This window comes from uncultured Kordia sp., from assembly GCF_947496985.1.
GTDB lineage: Bacteria > Bacteroidota > Bacteroidia > Flavobacteriales > Flavobacteriaceae > Kordia.
This window is the reverse complement of sequence record NZ_CANMEZ010000003.1, coordinates 301650-325259: the sequence shown is the minus strand read 5'-3', so window position 1 is coordinate 325259 and position 23610 is coordinate 301650. Positions and strand designations below refer to the sequence as shown.

The following is a 23610-nucleotide window of genomic DNA, read 5'->3' as shown; positions in this document are numbered from 1 at the left end:
GAAGCCTTTTCTTTCGTAATAAACTAATCTTATTTTTCTAACTGTAATGTCTTCACATCTGCAATTAATTGCTGCACTGCTGTCTTATTCAAGCCATTATATATTCCTCTAATTTGTCTATTTTTATCAATCAATACAAAATTTTCCGTGTGTAAAAAATCAGCATCGGTTTTGTTTTCTCCTAAGTCTTCTTCTACGAAATAGTGATTTCGACCCAAGTCGTAAATATCAGAACGTTTCCCTGTAACTAAGTGCCATTTTTCACTATTGATTCCTTTAGTTGTAGCATATTCTTTTAATACAGAAACCGAATCAATTTCTGGTGTAACCGAATGCGATAAGAGTAGGATTTCATCATTTTTTTTGAATTCTTGCTGTAAAATATCCATGTTAGCTGTCATTTTTGGACAAATCCCTGGGCAAGTCGTAAAAAAGAAATCTGTAATGTAAATTTTATCTTGAAATGTAGCTTCTGTAATGGTTTCTCCTTCTTGATTCGTTAGCGTAAATGCAGGAATTTGATGAAATGTTTGTTGTACTTCACTCCCACTTTCTAACCAATATGGTGTAAAAGATGCTTCATTATAGTATGGCAAACTTGCTACACGACTGTCAAGTTTGTTCTTTACTTTATTTTCACAATTCAACAATAACAAACTACAAACTGTAATTGCAATTAATTTAATTTGTCTGTACGATTTCATTTTGTAATTCATAACACAACCCTGATCGTTTTAAGCCAAAAATTCGTCCATTTTTTGCTTCATAATTATTAAATAATTTTCCATTTTTTCGCCATGCTTTTTGCAAACCTTCTTCTTTTCCGTTCACAATTATCAGCTTTTTAAATTTCTCTCCAGTTTTATACCATTTCTCTTGAATTCCGTTTACAATTCCGTGTGTATGATTTGTAATAGAACGAAGATTTCCATTGTTCCACCAAGTTTTAGAAGTTCCATGTAGTTTTCTATTAACATAATTTGCTTTAAAACTTAGCAAACCATTTTGAAACCACTTTTTTCGTTCACCATTTTTCTTTCCTGCAACATATGTAATGGTTTCAGAAATGACTCCGTTAGCATATTTAGCTTCAGAAATTCCAGAGAATGGTTTATTTTGAAAATATACCAATCCTTCATTTGGTTTTAATATAAGTGCTTCTTTAGAAACTACTACCAAAGTTTTTGGGGATATAACTTCGGTAGTTGCTTCCTGCTGCTGAGTAACTTCTTTACATGAAACCAATAGAGACATCATGATAAGAACCATCATAAAACTATTGTATGTTACTCGCAGTTCCTTGATAATTTCCTGGAAATAAGATATAATAAGCATTCAAATAAAGTTCGTTTTGTATGTGGTAATGATATTCTCCATCTGGATTGTGAGGAGTTGGACCAAAATGTCCACCTGAAGCATCTAAATCCGTTGGATAAGTTTCATCATAATCTTTACGTCCATAAAGAAAAAAACCATCTGCAATAATTCCAATCAATTTTTCATCATCATCAGACCAAGCTTTTGGCTCTAAATGGTAATGATAACTTTGCGGTCCTGTATGCGCTGCTGTGTAATCTAATGAAGGAAGCGCATTATCAATAGGAACATTTGGACCTTCTTGGTCATTATAAATAACAGCTCCTGAAACTGCAATTCCAATAGCACCTAAACCTGTTGCGCTAGAGCTTGCAGCCAATGTTGGATTTGCTGAAACTGTTAACGAATAAGATCCGTTAAAATCATCAATATTCCCTGGCGCCATGTCATCAAATGAAGTAACAGTTGGCGCTACAAATAAAGGATGATCTGTTGATACAGCTGGCGTTCCTATTCTAGCTGTTGTACTTGACCAATAGGGTGATGTATGATTGGGTCTACCATTGGTTTCTATTTCTACATTAGACCCATTTAGCATAACTGTTACATTGTCCGTATCAAATTCATTAAAAGCGGCATGCAATGTTGCAGTATCGTCTTCGCCTGTTGTAGTTGTTGTCGCATTGTCATCACTTCCGCAAGCGGCTATAAATGTTACCGTAACTGCAACTAAAAGTAGTATGGTAAATGATTTTCTGTTCATGTTATGTACGTTTTAATTAGGTGTATATTTTATTTAGATGTGTTTCTTTTAAAAAACTTGCGGTGTCCTTTTAGATTATTAAATTTTTCGTATCGTTATCGTTTTTGAACGCGCTTCACTTTTAATATTTAGATGAATAGTAAGTTATCAATCGTATAAACTACTGCCTTCTTCCTCTTTGTCCACGCTGTCTTCCTTGTGGTTTTGGAGCATTTTCTAGTTCTTTTCGTGTAATAAATCCGTCATCATTTGCATCAACTCTTGAAAAATTGCGTTGCAAAGGTCCTTTTACTTCTTCTTTGCTTAGTTTTCCATCTTCATTTGTATCCATTTGTTGAAAAAGCTGATCTACACTTTGACGTTCTTTATTGTTGCTTCGATTGTTTCTTCTAGGAAAATCTTCTCGATTTCCGCCACGCATACCACCTCCAACTTTGAAACTTTTATGAGGTGTTCCTACAAAAAATCGTGGTAACGAAGGAAAACTATCCGTAATTATATAGTAATAAGTTCCGTTAGGAAATTCAGGTGTTTTTCCAAAACGCCCATTTGCTTCGTCTAAATCTCCGTGACCTTCTATGTATTCAAAATCGCGTGCGTAGGTTCCGTCGTATTGTCCATTTGGAGCTGTGATGCCATCTCCAGGGCGATTTCCAGTTTTTAGTTTGTAACTAGAAGTCATTTCTACCAACTGCGTACTTTCTGCGGAAGCGTAGCCATATTTATAATAAATAGGAAAACCATCCGCTGCCCAACCGAGTAGAAACATACTATTTTCTTTGGCTTGCTTTACAATCCCCCAAGGTGTTCCATGATAATGATACTCGCCCGTTGGTTGTACATGTGCATTATTGCAATCGTCGCCTAAGTTTACATTTGTGCTCAATGCTTCTTTTGACCAAGCCATGTTTATTTCGCGTGTATTTGGGTTTACGAAAAATTCCATTGCCGTTGGTTCCATTTTTACACCATTAATTGCGACACCAAAAATATATTCAGGTCTACCTTGCCCTAACATGCCGTCACTATATACAGAAGTTAGCTTCTTATTCTTTTTAGGTTTTAAGGTTATTTTATACGTTTTGTTTTGAGGAGAAATGGTATTTGGGTTTCCTGAATTTGGAAATTTCCCTGTTAAATGTGCTGGAATTGCATTCGACTTGAGGATTCTGTACTTTCCTTTCTCAGTAGTAGTTACAATACTTTCGTAGGTGACCATTTCAGTACATTCGTTTCCGTTAGTTACTGAAAATGTATTTACAGTTGCTTTTTCTTGCGCAAAAGATATATGCGCAACTAACAAAAGTGAAGAGATAAGTATGTTTTTCATATTGAAAGAGTTTCATCGTGTTTTGTTGTTAGATGCAATCTTTCTGAAAAACTTGTGTTTACTTTTGATTATCTTGGTTTTCTTCTTCCGTGTTTGTGTAATGCATCTCTTAAAATTGTGCTTAAACGTTCACGTTGCTCGTCCGTACATATTTTTTGTACTTCTTTAAAATGGTAGAAAAGTTTTAAATCTTTTTGGCGTTCTTTTTCACCAATTCGCCTTGCCAGATCATTTACCTTAGCTTCATTAACTGAAGCTTCTGAAATTTGAGCAAATAACTGATCTTTTAATTCTTTTACTTCACGAGAAATTTTACGCATTTCTTCATGATGCGCATCGTTTATCTTTCTGAAATCCTTTAGTTGTGCTTCGTCAAAATGTAATTCTTTTACAATAAAATTACCTGGATTTGGACCTTTGGGAGGTTTGTCTCCAAAAATTCGAAACATAAAGAAGCCATTCATTACAACGAGAAAAGCTACTAATATATATAAGAGAGTATTTTTTTTCATACGCTTTTTTAATTAAATAATGATTGCTGTCCGTCTTGTGACAATCCATAAATAGTTGCAAATTCAGAAACATCTGTACTATATTCTGATTTGTTCAATTGTAAAAATCCGATAACATTCATGATTAAAACGCAAATTAGTGTTGCTAATTGTAGTCTTGGTGTAAACCATCCAAAACCAGTTGCAATTGGTTCTTCCTTTTCAGCAAACAAACGTTGCATGGTTTTATCTTTAAAAAATGGAGAAACATTCACTTCTTTGATATTTTCCAAACTATCAAATGTGGATTCTACTTGTTTTGTTATGTCTTTTGATGTTTTCATCTGTTCATGTTTCATTTTTCTATGTTGGTCAGCTACAATTCGCTATTCAACATTTTAGTAAATGTAAAAAATTGTCATTGCGCATTTTATAACTATTAATTAGATGCAATATTTTTTAAAAACTTGCGTTACATTTCATTTTTATAAAAATCATCTAATATTTTCTGTAAATTTTTCTTTGCTCGAAATAATAACGATTCAACTGATGAGATACTTTTCTCTGTTATTTCGGCAACTTCTTTATAAGGCAAACCTTCTACTTTATTCAATGTAAAAACTACTTTCTGCGCTTCAGGCAATTGATGAATGGCTTTAAAAATGGTTTCGCTTTTTTCTTTATTTTCTAATAAAACCCCAGGGTGGTTCATTTCTGTAAAATAGACCGTTTTATCAAGTGGAATTTCATTTCCAAAGATTGATTGCATAAATGCAAATCGTTTTTTGGTGTTTTTCTTTCGGATAAATTCTAAGGATTTATTCGTTGCAATTCGATACATCCATGTAGAAAGTTTTGCATTTCCTTTAAAATTATGAATCGATTTAAAAACTTCTACAAAAACTTCTTGCGCAATGTCTTCAGCATCTTCTTTATTGGGCACAAAAGACAAACATGTATGAAAAACTCGTTGCTCATATTCGTCTAACAAACGACTAAATGCTTCACGTTTTCCTGCTTGTAAATCTGCTATAAAAGTAGTTTCGCTCAATGGTTTTACTTAATTGGATATATGAATTACATATTAGAAAGACTAGTATAACTTTGAATGTCTTCAAATACAAACAAATACGTTTCATTTTTTAGCTTAATCATCTTCAGTTGATGTTGAAATTAAGAAAATACTTGTATCATATTGTCATTCAAATCTTCATCATGAAGTTCTAACATAGAATTCGGGTTAAATTAACTAAAAAATCTAAACATAAAACAATACCTTTGCGGTTTAATTTTGAAATCACATGCGATTACACAGAAATTTAGTTTTTTCCGTTATTGACGGTCTTAACTTAATATTTAATGAAGGAGCATATGCAGACAAAGTAGTTGAAAAATTACTAAAACGAGACGCCCGCTGGGGAAGTCGTGATCGTAAGTTTGTTGCTGAAACTACCTATGAAATAGTACGCTGGAAGCGTTTATATGCTGAAATAGCAGATATTAAAGAAAATTATTCTCGTGAAAATTTATGGCGCATATTTGCTGTTTGGGCAACACTACGCGGTATTGAGTTACCTGACTGGAATCAGCTTGAAGGAACGCCAACACGAAGAATAAAAGGACGTTTTGACGAAGTATCTAAAATCAGAAAAATAAAAGAATCTATCCCTGATTGGTTGGATGAATTAGGTGTTTCTGAATTAGGTGAAGCTGTTTGGACAAAAGAAATTAATGCTTTAAACAAGCAAGCAGATGTAATTCTTCGAACAAATACCTTACGAACTACCAAAGCTAAACTAAAAGAGCTGTTGGCTACTTTTGGTAATGAAACGGAAGAGATAAAAGGACATCCTGTAGCATTACGTTTGAAAGAACGTGCTAATGTTTTCAGAAATGAAGCCTTCAAAAACGGATTATTCGAAGTGCAAGATGCTAATTCACAATTAGTTTCTGAGTTTTTAGACGTAAAACCTGGAATGAAAGTTGTAGATACTTGTGCAGGTGCTGGCGGAAAATCATTGCACTTAGCTGCATTAATGGAAAACAAAGGAAACTTAATTTCTTTAGATATTTACGAAGGAAAACTACGTGAACTCAAACGTAGAGCACGTCGTAATGGAGCTCACAATATTGAGACACGTGTGATTACTTCTTCGAAAGTGATTAAAAAATTATATGATAAAGCAGATCGTGTATTGATTGATGCACCATGTTCTGGATTAGGCGTTTTACGAAGAAATCCTGATGCAAAGTGGAAAATTCAACCTGATTTTTTAGAGAAAGTCAAAAATACACAACAAGATATTTTACAACGCTATTCTCGTATGGTAAAATCAGGAGGAAAATTAGTCTACGCGACTTGTTCTATCTTACCATCAGAAAATCAAGAACAAGTAGAGAAGTTTTTAGCTTCCAACGAAGATTTCACATTTGTTGAAGATAAAAAGATCTTAGCTTCAGAATCTGGCTTTGATGGATTCTACATGGCATTACTTGAACGAAAATAGAACCCTAAATTATTTCAATATATTATATTATTACAATGAAGAAAACTTTACTTTTTTTAATCGGATTGATATCATTTACAACTGTTGCGCAACAAACGTATTATAATGATGTAGATCTTACCTTAACGGGAACACAACTACGAGATGCCTTAGCAACTAAAGTAATTAATACACACTCAAATTCATTATCGTATTCTGAAATTTGGACTGCGACAATGGTAACTGATCTAGATCCTACTAATTCAAATAATGTTTTACTAATTTACGGATGGGAAAATGGAAGTGATGGAGATGTTACTAATGATTTATCAAGAAGTAAGAATGATAATGGTGGAAATGTTGGTGATTGGAACAGAGAGCACACATTTGCAAATTCGTTAGCTTCTCCTGATTTAGATAATAATACAACAAATGGTCCTCCATATAGTGATGCTCACAACTTACGTTCATCTGACGTGCAACGAAATGGGCAACGTGGAAGTCGTTTATTTTCTGCTGGTTCCGGAAACTCTGGACCTGTTGGTTCATATTGGTATCCTGGTGATGCTACTCTAGGAGGAACTGATTGGCGTGGTGATGTTGCTCGAATTGTAATGTATATGTACATTCGTTACGGGAATCAATGTGCGCCAAATTTAGTAGCAAACGGAACAACAAATGCTGTAGATTCAAATATGATAGATTTATTGTTAGAATGGAATGCGGCAGATCCTGTTTCTACGTATGAAGATGCACGTAATACATATCATGAAGATATTTTTAATGCAACTGCACAAGGAAATCGTAATCCTTTTATTGATAATCCACGTTTAGCAACACAAATTTGGGGAGGAACTCCTGCAGAAGATCGTTGGGGAATTTTTGGAACAGATACGGAAGATCCTACTGTGCCAATGAATGTAATGGTAAGTAACGAAACAGGAAATAGTATTGATGTTTCTTGGACAGCTTCTACTGATAATATTGGAGTTACTGCTTATGATGTATATGTCGATGGAATGTTAAATCAAACTGTTTCTACAACTTCTACTACCGTAAATAGCTTATCAGCTTCGACAACATATGGATTTACTGTATTAGCAAAAGACGCACAAGGAAATAGCTCTGCACAATCAATGTCAGTTGATGGAACCACACTTGCTGGTGGTGGTGGCGGAACTGGTGACAACTTATACTTTTCTGAATATATGGAAGGAAGTTCTTTCAATAAAGCATTAGAAATTGCAAACTATACAGGTGCTACTGTTGACCTTAACGATCCTGCAAATACATATACATTAAAAATTAGCACTAACGGAAGTGCTACATGGAATTCAACGTATACGTTTCCCGTAGGAGCAATGATTACTGATGGTAATGTATATGTAATTGGAAATACTGGTTTAGCTGTTTGTACAGGAGTTGTAGATGATTCTAACGACACAATTACTGGTTTTAACGGAAACGATGCTATCGGATTATTTAAAAACGATGTTTTAATCGATATTTTAGGAACACTTGGTGATGGAACTACTTATGCTAGTAATACAACTTTAGTTAGAAAAGCAAGTATAGATTCTCCAAATACAACATATACTGAAAGTGAATGGGACACTTTTGCTTCTAATACATGTACAGATTTAGGAACACATTCACAGACATTAAGTGTTGCAACTGTTGAAACTGAAACTTTTTCTATATATCCAAATCCAACAAATGGAGATATTGTATATATCAATACAAAAAACAATGCTCAAATTTCTGAAGCTCGTCTATATGATATTACAGGAAAGCAAGTTTTACTAGAAGTAAATCCAAATAACGTAATTAACGTTCAAGGATTACAAAAAGGATTATATATTTTACAATTAGAGATTAAAAATCAATTAGTTACAAAGAAACTAATAAAGCAATAATTATAATCGTAATTTATAAAAAGCGGTACTATTTTAATAAATAGTACCGCTTTTTTTTATACTTTTAAACAAAAATTAAAACCAACCATGAAAAAAGTCACCTTATTATTTGCACTACTTTTCGTAAGTATTTACTGTTTTGCAAATGATACAGAACCACCAACAACTCCTCCAAATTTTCAATTTATAAACAATCCTATAATACAACCAGATGACATTTCTGTTCAATGGGAGCATGCAACAGATAATATTGGCGTAGCTACTTATGAGATTTATATAAATGGTACTTTAGAAGAAATAATAACCTATAATGGCACCAATACTATCCAATATGCTCCTTTTTTAAATTATAATAACGGTACTTATTGTTTAACTATTCTTGCCAGAGATGCAGCTGGAAATGCATCACCACTATCTAATCAAATTTGCAAAACAGTCAACATCATTCATCAAAACGGACCTACTAAACCATATATATCTGGTTTTTTAAATTATACAGGTGATGATAAAGCTATTGAAATATCAAATCAAGCGAATCAAGATATTGATTTATCAGATTATTCATTAAAAATAAGTCATGATGGTAGTGGAACATGGGATGCGATATATACATTTCCAACAAATACAACTATTTTGTCCCTTGATAGTTTTGTAATTGCGCATACTAATATTTCAATTTGTACAAATGAAGTCAATGACTACAACGATATAATTACCAGTTTTGATGGAAATGATGTAATTGGCTTATTTAAATATGATGTTTTATATGATGTAGTTGGCGAATTAGGCAATAACGGAACACTCATAAACACAGATCAATTTATTAAAAGGGAAAGTCTATCATCTCCTATTCCTTCCACATCTTTTGATTTAAATGGTTGGAATATTTATTCTAATAACGGAAACTGTCCTCAACTATTTGGAGATGCGTTTTTAGTTTTATTAGATGTTGAAGATGAAGAGTTAAATTCTTTTCAAATCTACCCAAATCCTGCTATAGCAAATACATTACAATTTTCTACAAAAAATAATCAAACTATTGATTCGGTTTCCATTTTAGATATCAATGGACGAAATGTGTTAAAAACAGCTAACCTTATCAATAACATATTAGATATACAAACCATTAAACAAGGTGTCTATTTTGTAAAGATTCAATCTGGAAATAAAATCAGCACACATAAATTGATTCGTCAATAAATAAAAAAGACCTATAAATGAAAAGCTCCGACACTACGTTCGGAGCTTTTTTATATTACATAATTATGCCAGTAAAAATGTAATTCTTCATAAATGTATAAACTATTTTCTATTTCTAAAAATGATATAACAAATGTTTATGAAACTAACGTAAAGCTAAATCCATGGCTTTTGTTGCATGAATTGTAGTCGTATCAAATACAGGAACAGCAACATCTTCTTGTTTTATTAATAAAGGAATTTCAGTACATCCCAAAATAATTCCTTCTGCTCCAGCTTTTTGCATACGATCAATAACCGCTAAATAATGTTGTTTTGAACTTGAATTTAATTCTCCTTTAGACAATTCATCATAAATAACACGATGAATTTCATCACGATCTTCATCATTTGGAATTAACGTTTTTATTCCGAAAGAAGTCAATATATCTTTATAAAAATCTTTTTCCATTGTATATTTTGTTCCTAACAAAGCGACCGTTTTCAACTCTTTTGCTATAATTTTTTCAGCAGTAGCTTCTGCAATATGAATTACAGGAATCGAAACATTCTTTCGAACAGCTTCAATTGTCAAATGCATTGTATTTGCACAAATTAAAATACAATCTGCGCCTGCATTTTCTAAACTCTTTCCCGCTTTTGCCATCAGTTCATCTAACAAATCCCAACGACCTTCCGTTTGCAGTTTGTGTATTTCTTCAAACTGTACAGTATGAATAATACTTTTTGCTGTGTGTTTTCCACCAAGTCGTTCTGCAGCTAAGGTGTTTAACACTTGATAATATAAAATGGTAGATTGCCATGTAATTCCACCAATAAGTCCAATAGTTTTCATGATTGATAATTTATACCGTTAAAATTAGGGATTTATTCGCTTTGCTTCTACATTTGTATGTATAATATTTGCACATGACAACCTTACTCATCAACATTAAAGAATTACTTCAAGTTCGAGAAACCAACGTTTCTAAAGTTTCAGGAAACGATATGAAACAACTTCCTATCTTAGAAAACGCCTATGTATATATTGTAGATGATGTGATTTCTGATGTTGGTTTAATGGCAACTATAGAAATCGCTTCCGCAGATACAATTATCGATTGTACTGGGAAAGTAGTATTGCCAACTTGGTGCGACAGTCATACGCATTTGGTATATGCAGGAAACAGATCGCAAGAGTTTGTAGACAGAATTAATGGATTAAGTTATGAAGAAATTGCAAATCGTGGAGGTGGAATTTTAAATTCTGCTAAAAAACTTCAAGAAATTTCCGAAGATGATTTATTTATACAATCTTCCAAACGATTAGAAGAAGTAATGCACATGGGAACTGGCGGCATCGAAATAAAATCGGGTTATGGACTCACAACGGAAGCCGAACTCAAAATGTTGCGTGTTGCCAAACGTTTAAAAGAGACGTATAACTTTCCTATTAAAACAACATTTTTAGGCGCACACGCTATTCCTGCAAATTACAAAGGAAATCAAGATGGTTATATGGATTTGGTTATTGATGAAATGTTGCCAAAAGTTGCAGAAGAAAAACTTGCCGAATATGTTGATATATTTTGTGAAAAAGGATATTTCACCCTAGAAGATACAGAACGCTTACTAAAAGCGGCTCAACAATACAACTTAACACCAAAAATTCATGTAAATCAATTCAATGCGTTTGGAGGTGTAGCTTTGGGCGTAAAATACAATGCACTTTCTGTAGATCATTTGGAAGAATTGAATGATGCTGATATTGAAGCGTTACAAGGAAGTAATACAATGCCAGTTGCATTGCCTTCATGCTCCTATTTTCTAAGCATTCCATATACGCCCGCTAGAAGATTGATCGATGCTGGCTTGCCTGTTGCTTTGGCTACAGATTACAATCCTGGTTCAACACCATCTGGAAATATGAATTTTGTGGTAAGTACAGCTTGTATAAAGATGAAAATGACGCCCGAAGAAGCCATCAATGCAGCAACTATAAATGGTGCGTATGCTATGGGACTTTCGGAGACACATGGAAGTATTACCAAAGGAAAAGCTGCAAACTTAATCATTACCAAAGAAATTCCTTCCTATCACGTATTACCATATGCGTTTGGAGATAACAATATTGAACAGGTTTTAATTAATGGAAAAGTAATTTAGAATTTCTTAGATTTCTAGACACGCTATACTTTTAGATTCTTCGATTGAAATAAATTTCATACTACTGTAAATTGTCTGTACTAAGAAACAATACTTAAATAATGTGATCCTGAATCAAGTTCAGTATGACGAATACTTAAAATAATTTTCATGTATAATTTCTTGCTTTCGCTGAATTCATCTCTGTCAAAGTTGTTGCTTGATAAAGGAATCGTAGATTTCAAAAGTGCGATTGCATATGTGAATCAATTGCCATACGGAAGAACATCTGATAGAAGCAATTATCGTTTGATCATTCCTGAACACAAAGGAACCTGCTCTACAAAACACGCTTTCTTAAAGCAACTCGCTATTGAAAACAATCAAGAAACAGTAGCATTGTATATTGGCATTTATAAAATGGATGAAATCAATACCAAAGGTGTTGGAAGCGTTTTAACGAAGTATCAATTAGATTATATTCCAGAGGCACATACGTATCTTAAAATCAATGGAAACATCCTTGATATTACTAGAAACACCAAAAGCGAAGCTGCTTTTGAAGATAGTTTACTCATTGAACAAGAAATTCTTCCACATCAAATTGCTAATTACAAAGTAACTTGGCATCAAAATTTCTTAAAACAATGGATTCTTGAAGAAAAGCTTCCCTATTCCTTCCAAAAAATATGGAAAATTAGAGAAGCATGTATTTTAGCCTTAACTCAATAACATTGAGTTAAGGCTAAAATATAAATTTACAACGTTTCAAATATTATTCTAGGTTATTTTTATTATTAAAAACCTATCTATACGCCTCTTCAAACCAGTTTGTTTTCTTTTTAATATATTTTAAAATTAAATAAATGATTAATGAAGCAAATGCAGCAATACTCCAAAAATTAAACTCAAAGCTAAATTCATGATTTTCAATACTTTCACCAATAACTTCAAACAACCAAAATAAAAGAAATACTGCTGTAAAACCATTTTTTTCTTTCTTCAATACTTTACGCCAACTAAAGAAATAAGCTGGTTTTACACAGGTTTTAAATGATGGAATAATTGCTGGAGTATTTACTGCCCATTGCAAATATTTGTCTCCAAATTTCTTTCTTAAAAAGCTTTCTTCTGCAAACATAATTCGTTCATAATACATAAAGTAGATCAATATAAAACTAATGATAAACCAGAAACTTTCTGTCATCAATCCTAAACCTAACCACATAAAAAAGTTTCCTAAATACAATGGATGCCGTACAAGTGAATACATTCCTGTAGTATTCAATTTTGCAGCTAACTGTCCATCTGCTGTGTTTCTTCCTGAAGTGTTTTTTGGTGTAAATCCGACTGTAATTATTCGTAAAAAAAGCCCAAAAAGACTTACTAATAAATATACGTATTCAGCTTCTATAAAGAAATCCTCTCTTTCAGTTTCTGTTTCTGAATATTCCATATAACCATATACACCTAAAGCTACTATGAGAATAAGTAATGGTAATTTACTTCTGTTTTTGAATAAGTAATCACCTTGTGTTTTAAATTCTTCTTGTAATGCCATAACTTAAAATTTTAATGAGAATCCAATTAGAAATTCGTCTACTTGAGCATTTGAAGTTGTAATGCAAAAAAGTAATCCAATTAAAAGATAAGTTTTCATAGAAAATAATACATTCATATACTTGTGGTTTTGTTACCATCAAATAACGTATGTATTATCTTTTAAAATATATGCTTAGCGCTCAGTATGCGCATTCTGAACATTTTTTAAGAAACGACAAGTAGCGTTTTTTTATACTCTGAAGGAGTTAATCCTTTGATTTTCTTGAATGTAGTGTTGAATGATGATTTTGAATTGAAACCAACCTCATTTGCGATTCCAAACAGTGTATAATGCGCATATTGTTCCTTTTGTAAACAATTGATAAATGCATTCACTCTATACTGATTGATAAAATCTTGAAAACTTACATTCATATGCACGTTTAAAACCTCTGAAATATGTTGCCTTGGAACTGAAAGTGTGCGCGCAACATCATGAATAGATAGCTTTGCCTGTTTGTATAATTCTTCTTTTTCCATTAAGCGAATTAATTCTTTTTGATAACTTGAAAATTCACGAACAGCTAAACTTGATGTTTTATATTTTGATGGTTTTACACTAGGTAAAACTTCTCTTGGCGAAATAATGAGTTTAAAGCTGAATGAATAATATAAAAATGCAACTAATATGATCATAGAACTATTAAAATATTGATCGCCAAATAACCAAAATTCAGGAAAACTGAGTAGTGTAGTCACCTCACCACCAATAGAAAAACTGATCACAGTTATCATTGGGATTAAAAAATACAGCATCCATTTCTCAGATTTAGAGTCAAATAACATTTTTGCAATAGCAATAAAATAACTTAAAAATGTAAGCTCTATAACCAATTCTAAAAATTCAATTAAAACTCCATTTGACATAGTTTTCGATTCTAAAATTTCTATAATCAAGTATGCTATATTTGGAATAAAATACAAAAGATCTCTTTTTGAAAAAGTCTTTTCTGGTTTTGTTTTATAGGTTATGAAAAGAAATAAAAACGTGGCAAACAACGTAATATCAAAGAGAAATAAATCTGTATCCTCGAAAAATAGATTGTTATCATCATCTCCTAAAATGTACAATTGTAAAGCTGCAATACTGCCCACAAACAACCAAAACACTGTTGATTTGTATTGCTTTTTATTCTTAAATATTACAATTAATAAAAAGAGCCCTTGGATTAATGCTAATATTTGTATTGTTTGCAGCATAAAGTAGTTTTAGTCACAACGTTTTTATCTTAATTTTAGTCTAACTAAACATAAAATAATCTTTTCAAGAAATGGATTTCATTCATATAAAAGTGTAAATTAGCAATACGCAATCGATCAAAACCTATGCTACAACTTTACACTAGAGCTACACTTGAAACTTTCATAAGCGCACGCAAAGGCGAAACTAAATTTGGTGAAAAAGTAGATACACTTTCTTCACAAGAAAACTTAGTGGATCAATTGAAACAGCGTGAAGCTAAATATGTATTAGTAGGAATTTCTGAAGATATTGGAATTAGAGCAAATCGTGGAAAAGCTGGTGCTACTAGTGCTTGGAAAGCCGTTTTAAGTTCATTACTAAATACGCAAGACAACGCTATTAATAAAGGAAAAAGGATGTTAGTTTTAGGGCATTTAGAGTTTCCTGCTTTAATGGAAGCTGCTAAAAGTTTAGATCCAACAACGGTTGATTACCACGAACAACTTTCCTATTTAGTCAATAAAGTTGATGAAGAAGTTAGTTATTTAATTTTTCAAATTGTAAAAGCAGGTAAAAAACCGATCATTATTGGTGGTGGACATAATAATGCATACGGAAATATTAAAGGAACTTCACTTGGTAAAAGCGAAGCCATTAATGTTGTAAATTTTGATGCACATACCGACTTTCGATCGTTAGAAGGTAGACATAGCGGAAATGGTTTTAGTTATGCGTTTAAAAGATGTTTTCTGCACAACTATTTTATGTTTGGGTTGCATGAAAACTATACTTCAAAAAAGATTTTCAACATTTTAGAAACCTATTCGGATCGTTTGCAGTACAATACTTTTGAAAGTATTGAAATTAGGCAAGAACAAGGATTTTCTTTTCAAATGAATCGTGCACTGAATTTTATAAACAATCGCCCATTTGGTGTAGAAATCGATTGTGATTCTATTGAAAATGTTCCTAGCAGTGCCATGACACCAAGCGGTTTTAGTACCAATCAAGCTAGAGCTTTTGCTTCTTTCTTTGGAAAACATAGAAATGCAGCATATTTACACTTATGTGAAGCAGCACCAAACGAGAATGATGCAGACGAAATGTATCGAATTGGAAAACTCTTAAGCTACATTATCACAGATTTTATGCGTAAATAATTCATTCCTATTTGGAAATTATACTAGAACTTCATAATTTTACATAACCACTTATATAAACAGTTATTCAAATGGATGCATTACGTAGTTTTAGAGAAATAGGAATTGGTTCACGCTTAACTCGTTTGAGTGAATACATGATGAAAGAAACACAAAAAGTGTATGATGCACTTGCTATTGACTTTGATCCGTATTTATTTCCTGTTTTCAAATTAATCTCGCTAGAAAACAAAGTGACAAACACAGAACTTAGAGAAGTGTTACATGTATCGCAACCTGCTATTACCCAAACATTAAATAAACTAGTAAAGAAAGAATTAATCATCATAAAAGCCGATGATCAAGATAAGCGCAAAAAGAACATTTGCTTATCTCCAAAAGGAGAACAACTCTTAATTCGAATCATTCCCGTTTGGAATCGTATGTATGAAGTATTACAAAAATACACAACACATTCGTCAGGTTCATTAGTAGAACATTTGGATAAATTGGAAAGTAAGTTTTCTCAAAAAGATATGAGCATAATGATGCTTGAACACATTAAAAAATCTGAAAAAGTAACCGTTTCTATCATTCCGTTTGACGAAAAATATGCTACAGATTTTTATGATTTAAATATCGAATGGTTAGAAACATTCTTTTATGTTGAACCTCATGACGAAGAAGTATTAAGTCAGGCAAAAACATATATCATTGACAATGGCGGTCATATCTTTTTTGCAAAAATAGGAGATCAAATAGCAGGAACTGTAGCATTAATCAAAATAGAAGATGGAATATTTGAATTGAGTAAAATGGCAGTTTCGGTTTCTTTTAGAGGTAAAAAAATTGGGCAACAACTATTACAACATTGCTTAGATTTTTCCAAAGCACAAAATTTTCAAAAACTCCTACTCTACTCTAGTCGAAAGCTAAAAAATGCACTGTATATTTATGAGAAATATGGTTTTGTTGAAATTCCTATTGAAGAAAATAATCCGTATGCACGTGGTGATATTAAGATGGAATTGACCTTTACTACCTAAATCACTTGTATTAAGTGAGTTCAAAATATTAACTTTAAATTAATCTGCGTTTTCCGTAACATTTCTGTAGCTTTATCGTCTACTATGCGTATTGAATTCTGAATCATCAATGAAAGAAAGTTACATCACGTTTTTTAGACGCTTTTGGATACTACTCATTATTGCTTTTATAGCATACAATTTTATCTATCCAGAAACGTTTTCCAGAGAAAATATCGCAACACATATTCAAGCGTATGGAAACTACGGTTTGGCAATTTTCTTTTTCTGTCACCTCATCAGAGGATTTGTAATGCTACCAAGTACGGCGTTAATTTTTGCGGGTGTTTTTCTTTTTCCTAATGATTTATTTTTGGTTCTTTTACTTTCTGTTATCGGAATTGTGATATCTTCTATGATTGTATATTATTTCTCAGACAAATTGGGCTTTTCCAAACTGTTTGATAAGAATACGAAAACTACAAACCTTGTCAAAGAGAAACTTTCTGGAAAATACGGTCCGTTGTTTATCATTTTTTGGGCTTTTTTCCCTTTTGTGCCAACAGATTTAATTTGTTATACAGCTGGCGCGATGAAGATTAATCCTATTATTTTTGCCATTAGTATTTTTATTGGAGAATTGATTTTGTGCAGTGTATACGTCTACGGAAGTGCGTATTTTATATAAGGTTTACATATAAATTTTTCAAGATAATTTGATGAAACTCTTCAATATCATATGGTTTTATAATGAAGTCATTCATTCCTGCATCATATATTTTATCTTTAATTTGATCTTCTTCAACCGCAGTTAATGCTATAATTGGTGTTTCAATCTTCAATTGACGGATTTGTTTTGTTGTATCAATTCCATTAATTTTTGGCATGTTAATATCCATCAAAATTAAATGATATGCTTTGTTTTTTAACTTTTCCAACGCTTCAAAACCATCTTCTGCAACATCACATTGATAGCCTTTTCTTTTTAAAATACGCTTTGTTACTACCCGATTAATTTTGTTATCATCTACTACTAATATGTTCTTTTTATCAGCATCAATCGTATTATCTGTAATAAACGGCGATTGTTCTAATAATTCTTTACTTTCTTCAAAAACAATAGTAAATGTAAACTTTGCACCTTCATTTTCTTTACTTTCTAGTGTTATATCACTTTTAAACAATTCCAGTAAACGCTTTACAATTGGCAATCCTAAACCTGTTCCTTGATAGTTTTTTTCAATTGGTCGTAACTGAACAAATTTATCAAAAATTGCAATTTGTTTCTCTTCAGGGATTCCCAAACCATCATCTTTAATAGTAAACTTTATGGTATGCTTATTAGCGTCAATTTCTACTAAATTTAACTGAATCCAGATGTTTCCTGATTCTGTAAATTTGATAGCATTCCCAATTAAATTCATTAATATTTGAGACAATCGCACTGAATCACCAAGCAATATTTCTGGAATCTTAGTATCAATTTCCTTATGTACTGTATTTTCATTCTGATTGATTGCAAAACCAAATGAGTTTACGACTTCATTTACTAAATTGCGAATGTTAAAAGGTATTCGTTCAAGCTTTACGCTTTTGGATTCTATCTTATTAATTTGAAGAACATTATTGATCAAAGACAATAAATATTTACTAGAAAATTTTAATGATTTAAAGTTCTCATTTTCTTTCAAATTTGGGAAATCTTCTGAAAGTAAAGACGTTAAACCAACTACTCCATACAAAGGTGTTCGCAATTCGTGACTTACCGTAGAAAAGAACTGTGATTTTAAATTGGCTTGTTGCTCGGCTTCTTCTTTTGCTGTTCGCAATTCTGAATTTTTTAAGCGTAGCTTGGCCAGTGCTTTGTTTCTGAATTTGTAATTCTTAAACATATTTATCAGTAAAAGAATCAAAATAAAACCTGCTATCATCAATATATAAGATATTTGTTGTGATTGTTGTAAAATGATAGCTTGGTCTTTCTTTTCCGTTTCTACAAGTTTATAATTCTTCTTAATCTCTGCTACTTCAAATTTTATTTGCGCATTTTGTAACTCGCGAAGTTTATTCTTATTGTATAGCGAGTCTTTATAGTTTAAATGTTTTTCTAATCGTGTGTAAGCTTCATTTGGTTTCTCTTGCTTTTGAGCCAATTCTGCATATGATTTGTAGATTTCTGTTAGTTCAAATAGCCTTTTTTCATTTTCTGCATGAAAAATTGACTCTTTAAAATAGCTATCAGCCAATTCGTAATTTCCTTCATGCATGTGATAACGTCCAAGTAAAAAATTAATTTGTGCTTTTGCTGAAATATCACCGTGTTTTGTATTGATCATCTTTTCTGAATCTATCAAATATGGATACGCAGTATCATATTTTTTTAAATCCATATAAGTCCAACCAATATTTAAAACTGGTGTGAAAATTTCGGCAGTATCTTTGAGTTTCACCCCAATTTTTAAAGACTCATTATAATAGAAAAGAGCAGAATCAGTATTTTTATAACCTTCTGAATAAATGTTTCCTAAGTTATTATAATACCAACTCTTAAGTGTGTCATTTTTTACTAGCTTCCCATATTTTAGGGCTTTAAGATAATTCGATTTTGATTTATCAAATTCAGAAAAACTTTCATACACCAAACCTAAATCATTGTACAATATTGACAAATTATAGTAATCATCAATCTGTTCTGCAAATTCAATTGCTTTATTTGCAGCTTCTAATGTTTTTTTATAGTTATAATTGCTAAAGCTAGCTTCAATTTTATAAGAATACTTATGTATACTATCTTTTATAGCTAAGCTATCTATATCCTGACCTTGCGAGAAGAACAGAGAAAAGAAACATACAATGGTAGGTATTAATTTAAATTTCAAAAAAAGAAGCTTTGGTTATTTCATTTACAAAATACAAAAAAATAAGATAGTGTTACATCTAAGTATTTTCTAATGATTAAAAATTGATATCTAAACACATTGTACTATTTAGGTTGTATACCATTAATCTTTCGCTTATTTTTAAAGAATAATATAATCGAATTCATAGTTCATGAACATTTTTCATTACGCATTTAAAATAAAAGACATTGTTTCTACTCGTAAGTTTTACATTGAATTATTAGGTTGTACGGAAGGCAGATCAACTGAAAACTGGATCGATTTTGACTTTTACGGACATCAATTATCTGGTCATGTAAGTGAGAATTTTCCAAAATTAGATTACTGTGGAAAAGTTGATGGAGTGAATGTTCCGATTCCGCATTTTGGTTGTGTACTTACAATTGCTCAGTTTGAAACCTTACATCACGTTTTTGAAGCAAATAATATTGAATTTGTAGTAAAACCACAAACACGATATGCTGGACAAGTGGGCGAACAACGGACAATGTTTGTCTTTGATTTTAGTGGAAATCCATTAGAATTCAAAGCCTTTTCTGATGAAAATGAAGTCTTTGCCAAATAATTATAAAAACTGCGTACCTTACCTATATGAATGCACTAAAATTACCTTTTGAATTTGATGTAGAAATCATAAAAAAAGAACTTTCTCAATTTTCAAAAACGGACTATCAAGATATTTATAATTCTTCCGTAATGCTAGAAACATTATGGCTTATACACTTTATAGAACCAATTATTGGCGATGATGGACTTCCTATTTTCTTACCGAATGATGCACTCAAAAAATGTCCCTATTTACTTTCTATGTTTGAGAAATTTGAATGTCAAGTAGAAACTTTTCGCATTCACACTTTAGATCCTGGCGCAAGTATTCAAAAACATAGAGATACTGGTTATAGTTTTGAAATGGGACAAGTGCGACTTCATATTCCTATATACACCAATGATAAGGTAGAAATAATAGTTAATGACGAAGTTATAAAGATGAAAGAAGGCGAATGTTGGTATTGTAATTTTCATCTCGAGCACGAAGTCAAAAACAATAGTGATCAACCACGCGTACATATTATTCTAGATTGTATTGTAAATGATTGGCTAACTGGTGTTTTTGAAGAAGCTTCTTGTAAAGAGTAATATGATTCTTTTTATCTTACGGGAAACCTCATTGCAAAATAGTATCCATTATCTTACTTTTATAAAAAATAAAGTAGAATAATGAGTAATTTTTTAACAGGAAAAAAACTTGAAGATAAGTTAACTGACATCATATGGAATGCTAAAAAATATGTCATAATTATTTCTCCGTATATAAAACTAGATAATCATGTAAAAAGTATTTTTGAAAAAATTAAAACTGGACATGAAGTAAAAATACATTTGATTTTCGGTAAAAATGAAAATTCTAAATACGATAGTTTCAATAAAAACGATTTTGACTATTTTAAAGAATTTAAAAACATCTCTATTTTATATTTAAAAGATTTACATGCAAAACATTATTGTAATGAAAGAGAAGGTTTAATAACTTCTTTAAATCTTTATGACTACTCCTTAGTTAATAATATTGAATATGGTGTATATTTTAGTAAAACAGTTCTTAATCCAATTGATAAATTATTTGAAGAAACAGAAAGATTTACAAATGAGTTGATTTTCGAAAAGAGTGAAGTAGTTTTTTTAAAAAGACCACGTTACAAGAAAAAAATGTTTGGCTTAACTAAATCGTATCTAGATTCTTCTACAATATTTGATATTTCTGATAGTTTTTTTAGAGGTGAAAAATATGACTCAAAAAGCTTATGTGAGTTTGAAAACGAGCATATTACGGATATTGATAAAGTATTTAATAAAAAACCACAAAGACAAGACCGCTCTGAACAGAAAAAATCAACTGCATCAAGATATCAACGTAAAGAAAAGAAACAATTCCACGGGTTTTGTATAAGAACTGGCGAGCAAATTCCTTTTAACCCTGAAAGACCATTTTCTTACAATGCTTACAAAACTTGGAGTCAATTTGAAAACTATGATTATGGTGAAAATTATTGTCACAAAACTGGCAAAAGAAGTAATGGTAAAACTAGCATGAGAAATCCAATCTTATAAAGTTAAAACCCTCGCAAATTGCAAGGGTTTTTGGTTTTACATGTGTCATTTCAAGCGCAGTCGAGAAACTCTTTTAGTATTAAAGGCATCTCGACTGCGCTCGATGTGACAATTAAAGTTAATCAATTATCGAATCAACTTCTTATATTTAATACGCTTCGGCATTAAATCACCACCTAAACGTTTCTTTTTATTTTCTTCATAATCTGAGAAGCTTCCTTCAAAGAAATATACTTGCGAATCTCCTTCAAAAGCTAAGATATGTGTACAGATACGATCTAAAAACCATCTATCATGCGAAATCACTACTGCACAACCTGCAAAGTTCTCTAAACCTTCTTCCAAAGCTCTTAATGTGTTTACATCCAAGTCGTTTGTTGGCTCATCTAGTAATAAAACATTTCCTTCTTCCTTTAGCGTCATAGCTAAATGTAAACGGTTACGCTCTCCACCTGAAAGTGTACTTACCTTTTTATTTTGTTCACTTCCAGCAAAATTAAATCGACTTAAATACGCTCTAGAATTTACTTGCTTTCCGCCCATCATAACTAATTCTTGCTCATCTGAAAAGTTTGCCCAAATTGATTTATCAGGATTAATATTAGAGTGCGACTGATCTACATACGCGATTTTTGCCGTTTCTCCAACCGTAAAGTTTCCTTTATCTGGCGCTTCTTCACCCATAATCATTTTGAAAATAGTCGTTTTTCCTGCTCCATTTGGACCAATAACACCAACAATTCCTGCTTGTGGTAAGTTGAAGTTTAAATCTTCGTATAATAATTTATCCCCAAAAGCTTTGGAAACTCCTGTAGCTTCAATCACATTTGTTCCTAAACGTGGACCATTTGGAATGTAGATTTCCAGTTTCGCGTCCATTTGCTTTTGATCTTGACTCATCAATTTGTCATAGTTCTTCAAACGTGCTTTTTGTTTTGTTTGACGACCTTTTGCACCTTGGCGAACCCATTCTAATTCTCGTTCTAATGTTTTCTGACGTTTAGAAGCTGTTTTGCTTTCTTGCGCCATACGGGTAGATTTCTGATCTAACCAAGAAGAATAGTTTCCTTTCCATGGAATTCCTTCTCCTCTATCTAATTCTAAAATCCAACCAGCAACATTATCTAAGAAATATCTATCATGCGTTACCGCAATTACAGTTCCTTTGTATTGTGCTAAATGATGTTCTAACCAATGTACAGATTCTGCATCCAAGTGGTTGGTAGGCTCATCTAATAATAAGATTTCTGGTTCTTGTAATAGTAAGCGACATAAAGCTACACGACGACGTTCTCCTCCAGAGAGTACACCAATCAATTTATCTGGTTCTGGCGTACGCAAAGCATCCATTGCAATTTCAAGTTTTGTATCTAATTCCCAAGCGTTTGAAGCATCAATTTTATCTTGCAAATCTGCTTGTTGTGCCATCAACTTGTCCATTTTGTCTGCATCAGAATATACTTCTTCCAAGCCAAACATATCGTTAATTTTGTTGTATTCATCAAGAATGGCAACTGTTTCAGCAACACCTTCTTTTACAACTTCCATCACCGTTTTTGTTTCATCAAGTTGTGGTTCTTGCTCTAGGTAACCTACTTTATAACCTGGTGAAAATGTAACATCTCCTTGGTAATTTTTCTCTACACCAGCTATAATTTTTAGTAAGGTAGATTTACCAGAACCATTGAGACCAAGAATCCCGATTTTAGCTCCGTAGAAAAAACTTAGGTATATATCTTTTAAAACTTGTTTGTTAGTACTTTGATAGGTTTTAGAAACCCTATTCATTGAAAAGATAACTTTCTTATCGTCTGACATAATTATACTTTAATTTAATTGCTTTACAGCAAATATACATAATTGTCGTAGCATTCGCACATATAAATTTAGGATTGAAAAATTAAACGATTAAATAGTTTAACGATTATTTTTTCATAAAATATTGTCTTTCCCAAAAACCACACAAACAACTAATAAACAGTATGTTAAAATTTTAAAGCGATGGGTTTTTATATTTTTTTTTTT

Annotated in this window: 23 protein-coding genes; 11 read left to right on the top strand and 12 right to left on the bottom strand. The window is 31.9% G+C overall.

The annotated features are described in order from the left end of the window. Positions 1-29: 29 nt before the first annotated feature. From Q0828_RS09825 to Q0828_RS09795, 7 genes are all read right to left on the bottom strand, one after another. The gene (locus Q0828_RS09825) at positions 30-716 is read right to left on the bottom strand and encodes an SCO family protein (RefSeq protein WP_298420077.1); all 687 of its coding nucleotides are present in this window, start codon (positions 714-716) and stop codon (positions 30-32) included. Beyond that, the gene (locus tag Q0828_RS09820) at positions 682-1272 is read right to left on the bottom strand and encodes a toxin-antitoxin system YwqK family antitoxin (protein WP_298420075.1); all 591 of its coding nucleotides are present in this window, start codon (positions 1270-1272) and stop codon (positions 682-684) included. Before Q0828_RS09820 ends, Q0828_RS09825 begins: the two co-directional genes overlap by 35 nt. 4 nt (positions 1273-1276) lie before the next feature. Next, on the bottom strand, positions 1277-2080 hold the full coding sequence (locus Q0828_RS09815; RefSeq protein ID WP_298420073.1) for a YHYH protein: 804 nt from the start codon (positions 2078-2080) through the stop codon (positions 1277-1279). Between the two features lie 160 nt (positions 2081-2240). After that, positions 2241-3410, bottom strand: coding sequence for a YHYH protein (locus Q0828_RS09810; RefSeq protein ID WP_298420071.1), 1170 nt, complete (start codon positions 3408-3410; stop codon positions 2241-2243). A gap of 68 nt (positions 3411-3478) precedes the next feature. Then, positions 3479-3922 (bottom strand): Spy/CpxP family protein refolding chaperone, encoded by a 444-nt coding sequence (locus tag Q0828_RS09805; protein WP_298420069.1) that lies wholly within the window; start codon positions 3920-3922, stop codon positions 3479-3481. A gap of 8 nt (positions 3923-3930) precedes the next feature. Next, complete coding sequence (locus Q0828_RS09800; RefSeq protein WP_298420067.1) at positions 3931-4245, bottom strand: hypothetical protein; 315 nt, start codon at positions 4243-4245, stop codon at positions 3931-3933. A gap of 128 nt (positions 4246-4373) precedes the next feature. Beyond that, positions 4374-4952: an RNA polymerase sigma factor gene (locus Q0828_RS09795; RefSeq protein WP_298420065.1), complete on the bottom strand. Its 579-nt coding sequence runs from the start codon at positions 4950-4952 to the stop codon at positions 4374-4376. Between the two features lie 250 nt (positions 4953-5202). On the opposite strand from Q0828_RS09795, the gene Q0828_RS09790 reads away from it, so the two are divergent. From Q0828_RS09790 to Q0828_RS09780, 3 genes are all read left to right on the top strand, one after another. Then, positions 5203-6408: a methyltransferase domain-containing protein gene (locus Q0828_RS09790; protein WP_298420062.1), complete on the top strand. Its 1206-nt coding sequence runs from the start codon at positions 5203-5205 to the stop codon at positions 6406-6408. Between the two features lie 35 nt (positions 6409-6443). Further along, positions 6444-8303: an endonuclease gene (locus Q0828_RS09785; protein ID WP_298420061.1), complete on the top strand. Its 1860-nt coding sequence runs from the start codon at positions 6444-6446 to the stop codon at positions 8301-8303. A gap of 87 nt (positions 8304-8390) precedes the next feature. Beyond that, positions 8391-9503, top strand: coding sequence for a T9SS type A sorting domain-containing protein (locus Q0828_RS09780; RefSeq protein WP_298420059.1), 1113 nt, complete (start codon positions 8391-8393; stop codon positions 9501-9503). A 145-nt stretch (positions 9504-9648) separates the two neighbouring features. On the opposite strand, the gene Q0828_RS09775 is transcribed toward Q0828_RS09780, so the two are convergent. Beyond that, the gene (locus Q0828_RS09775) at positions 9649-10338 is read right to left on the bottom strand and encodes an aspartate/glutamate racemase family protein (protein ID WP_298420057.1); all 690 of its coding nucleotides are present in this window, start codon (positions 10336-10338) and stop codon (positions 9649-9651) included. A gap of 74 nt (positions 10339-10412) precedes the next feature. Here Q0828_RS09775 and hutI point away from each other — a divergent pair, with 74 nt between their 5' ends. Then, positions 10413-11648, top strand: coding sequence for an imidazolonepropionase (gene hutI / locus Q0828_RS09770; protein ID WP_298420055.1), 1236 nt, complete (start codon positions 10413-10415; stop codon positions 11646-11648). Between the two features lie 150 nt (positions 11649-11798). Then, positions 11799-12359 carry a hypothetical protein gene (locus Q0828_RS09765; RefSeq protein ID WP_298420053.1) on the top strand — a complete coding sequence of 187 codons (561 nt, stop codon included), beginning with the start codon at positions 11799-11801 and terminating at the stop codon, positions 12357-12359. 73 nt (positions 12360-12432) lie between these two features. Here the strand turns inward: Q0828_RS09765 and Q0828_RS09760 are convergent, their stop codons facing one another. After that, positions 12433-13188 carry an isoprenylcysteine carboxylmethyltransferase family protein gene (locus Q0828_RS09760; protein ID WP_298420052.1) on the bottom strand — a complete coding sequence of 252 codons (756 nt, stop codon included), beginning with the start codon at positions 13186-13188 and terminating at the stop codon, positions 12433-12435. Positions 13189-13394: 206 nt separating this feature from the next. Beyond that, on the bottom strand, positions 13395-14429 hold the full coding sequence (locus tag Q0828_RS09755; RefSeq protein ID WP_298420050.1) for a helix-turn-helix transcriptional regulator: 1035 nt from the start codon (positions 14427-14429) through the stop codon (positions 13395-13397). A 126-nt stretch (positions 14430-14555) separates the two neighbouring features. Between Q0828_RS09755 and Q0828_RS09750 the strand changes: the two genes are divergently transcribed. The 3 genes from Q0828_RS09750 (at position 14556) to Q0828_RS09735 (ending at position 17264) form a co-directional block, all read left to right on the top strand. Continuing rightward, positions 14556-15572, top strand: a complete 1017-nt coding sequence (locus tag Q0828_RS09750) for a formimidoylglutamase (protein WP_298420048.1) — start codon at positions 14556-14558, stop codon at positions 15570-15572. A gap of 71 nt (positions 15573-15643) precedes the next feature. Then, the gene (locus Q0828_RS24545) at positions 15644-16597 is read left to right on the top strand and encodes a bifunctional helix-turn-helix transcriptional regulator/GNAT family N-acetyltransferase (RefSeq protein WP_366523577.1); all 954 of its coding nucleotides are present in this window, start codon (positions 15644-15646) and stop codon (positions 16595-16597) included. A gap of 109 nt (positions 16598-16706) precedes the next feature. Beyond that, on the top strand, positions 16707-17264 hold the full coding sequence (locus Q0828_RS09735) for a VTT domain-containing protein (RefSeq protein ID WP_298420046.1): 558 nt from the start codon (positions 16707-16709) through the stop codon (positions 17262-17264). On the opposite strand, the gene Q0828_RS09730 is transcribed toward Q0828_RS09735, so the two are convergent. Continuing rightward, positions 17257-19455, bottom strand: a complete 2199-nt coding sequence (locus tag Q0828_RS09730) for a response regulator (protein ID WP_298420044.1) — start codon at positions 19453-19455, stop codon at positions 17257-17259. The two genes, Q0828_RS09735 and Q0828_RS09730, sit on opposite strands and share 8 nt — an antisense overlap. 172 nt (positions 19456-19627) lie before the next feature. Here Q0828_RS09730 and Q0828_RS09725 point away from each other — a divergent pair, with 172 nt between their 5' ends. The 3 genes from Q0828_RS09725 (at position 19628) to Q0828_RS09715 (ending at position 21585) form a co-directional block, all read left to right on the top strand. Continuing rightward, positions 19628-20041, top strand: a complete 414-nt coding sequence (locus tag Q0828_RS09725) for a dioxygenase (RefSeq protein ID WP_298420043.1) — start codon at positions 19628-19630, stop codon at positions 20039-20041. Positions 20042-20067: 26 nt separating this feature from the next. Continuing rightward, positions 20068-20613, top strand: a complete 546-nt coding sequence (locus Q0828_RS09720) for an aspartyl/asparaginyl beta-hydroxylase domain-containing protein (RefSeq protein WP_298420041.1) — start codon at positions 20068-20070, stop codon at positions 20611-20613. An 81-nt stretch (positions 20614-20694) separates the two neighbouring features. Further along, on the top strand, positions 20695-21585 hold the full coding sequence (locus Q0828_RS09715; RefSeq protein ID WP_298420039.1) for a phospholipase D family protein: 891 nt from the start codon (positions 20695-20697) through the stop codon (positions 21583-21585). Positions 21586-21711: 126 nt separating this feature from the next. On the opposite strand, the gene ettA is transcribed toward Q0828_RS09715, so the two are convergent. Further along, a complete protein-coding gene (gene ettA, locus Q0828_RS09710; RefSeq protein ID WP_298420037.1) occupies positions 21712-23403 on the bottom strand; it encodes an energy-dependent translational throttle protein EttA in 1692 nt (563 codons plus the stop codon). Positions 23404-23610: the final 207 nt, after the last annotated feature.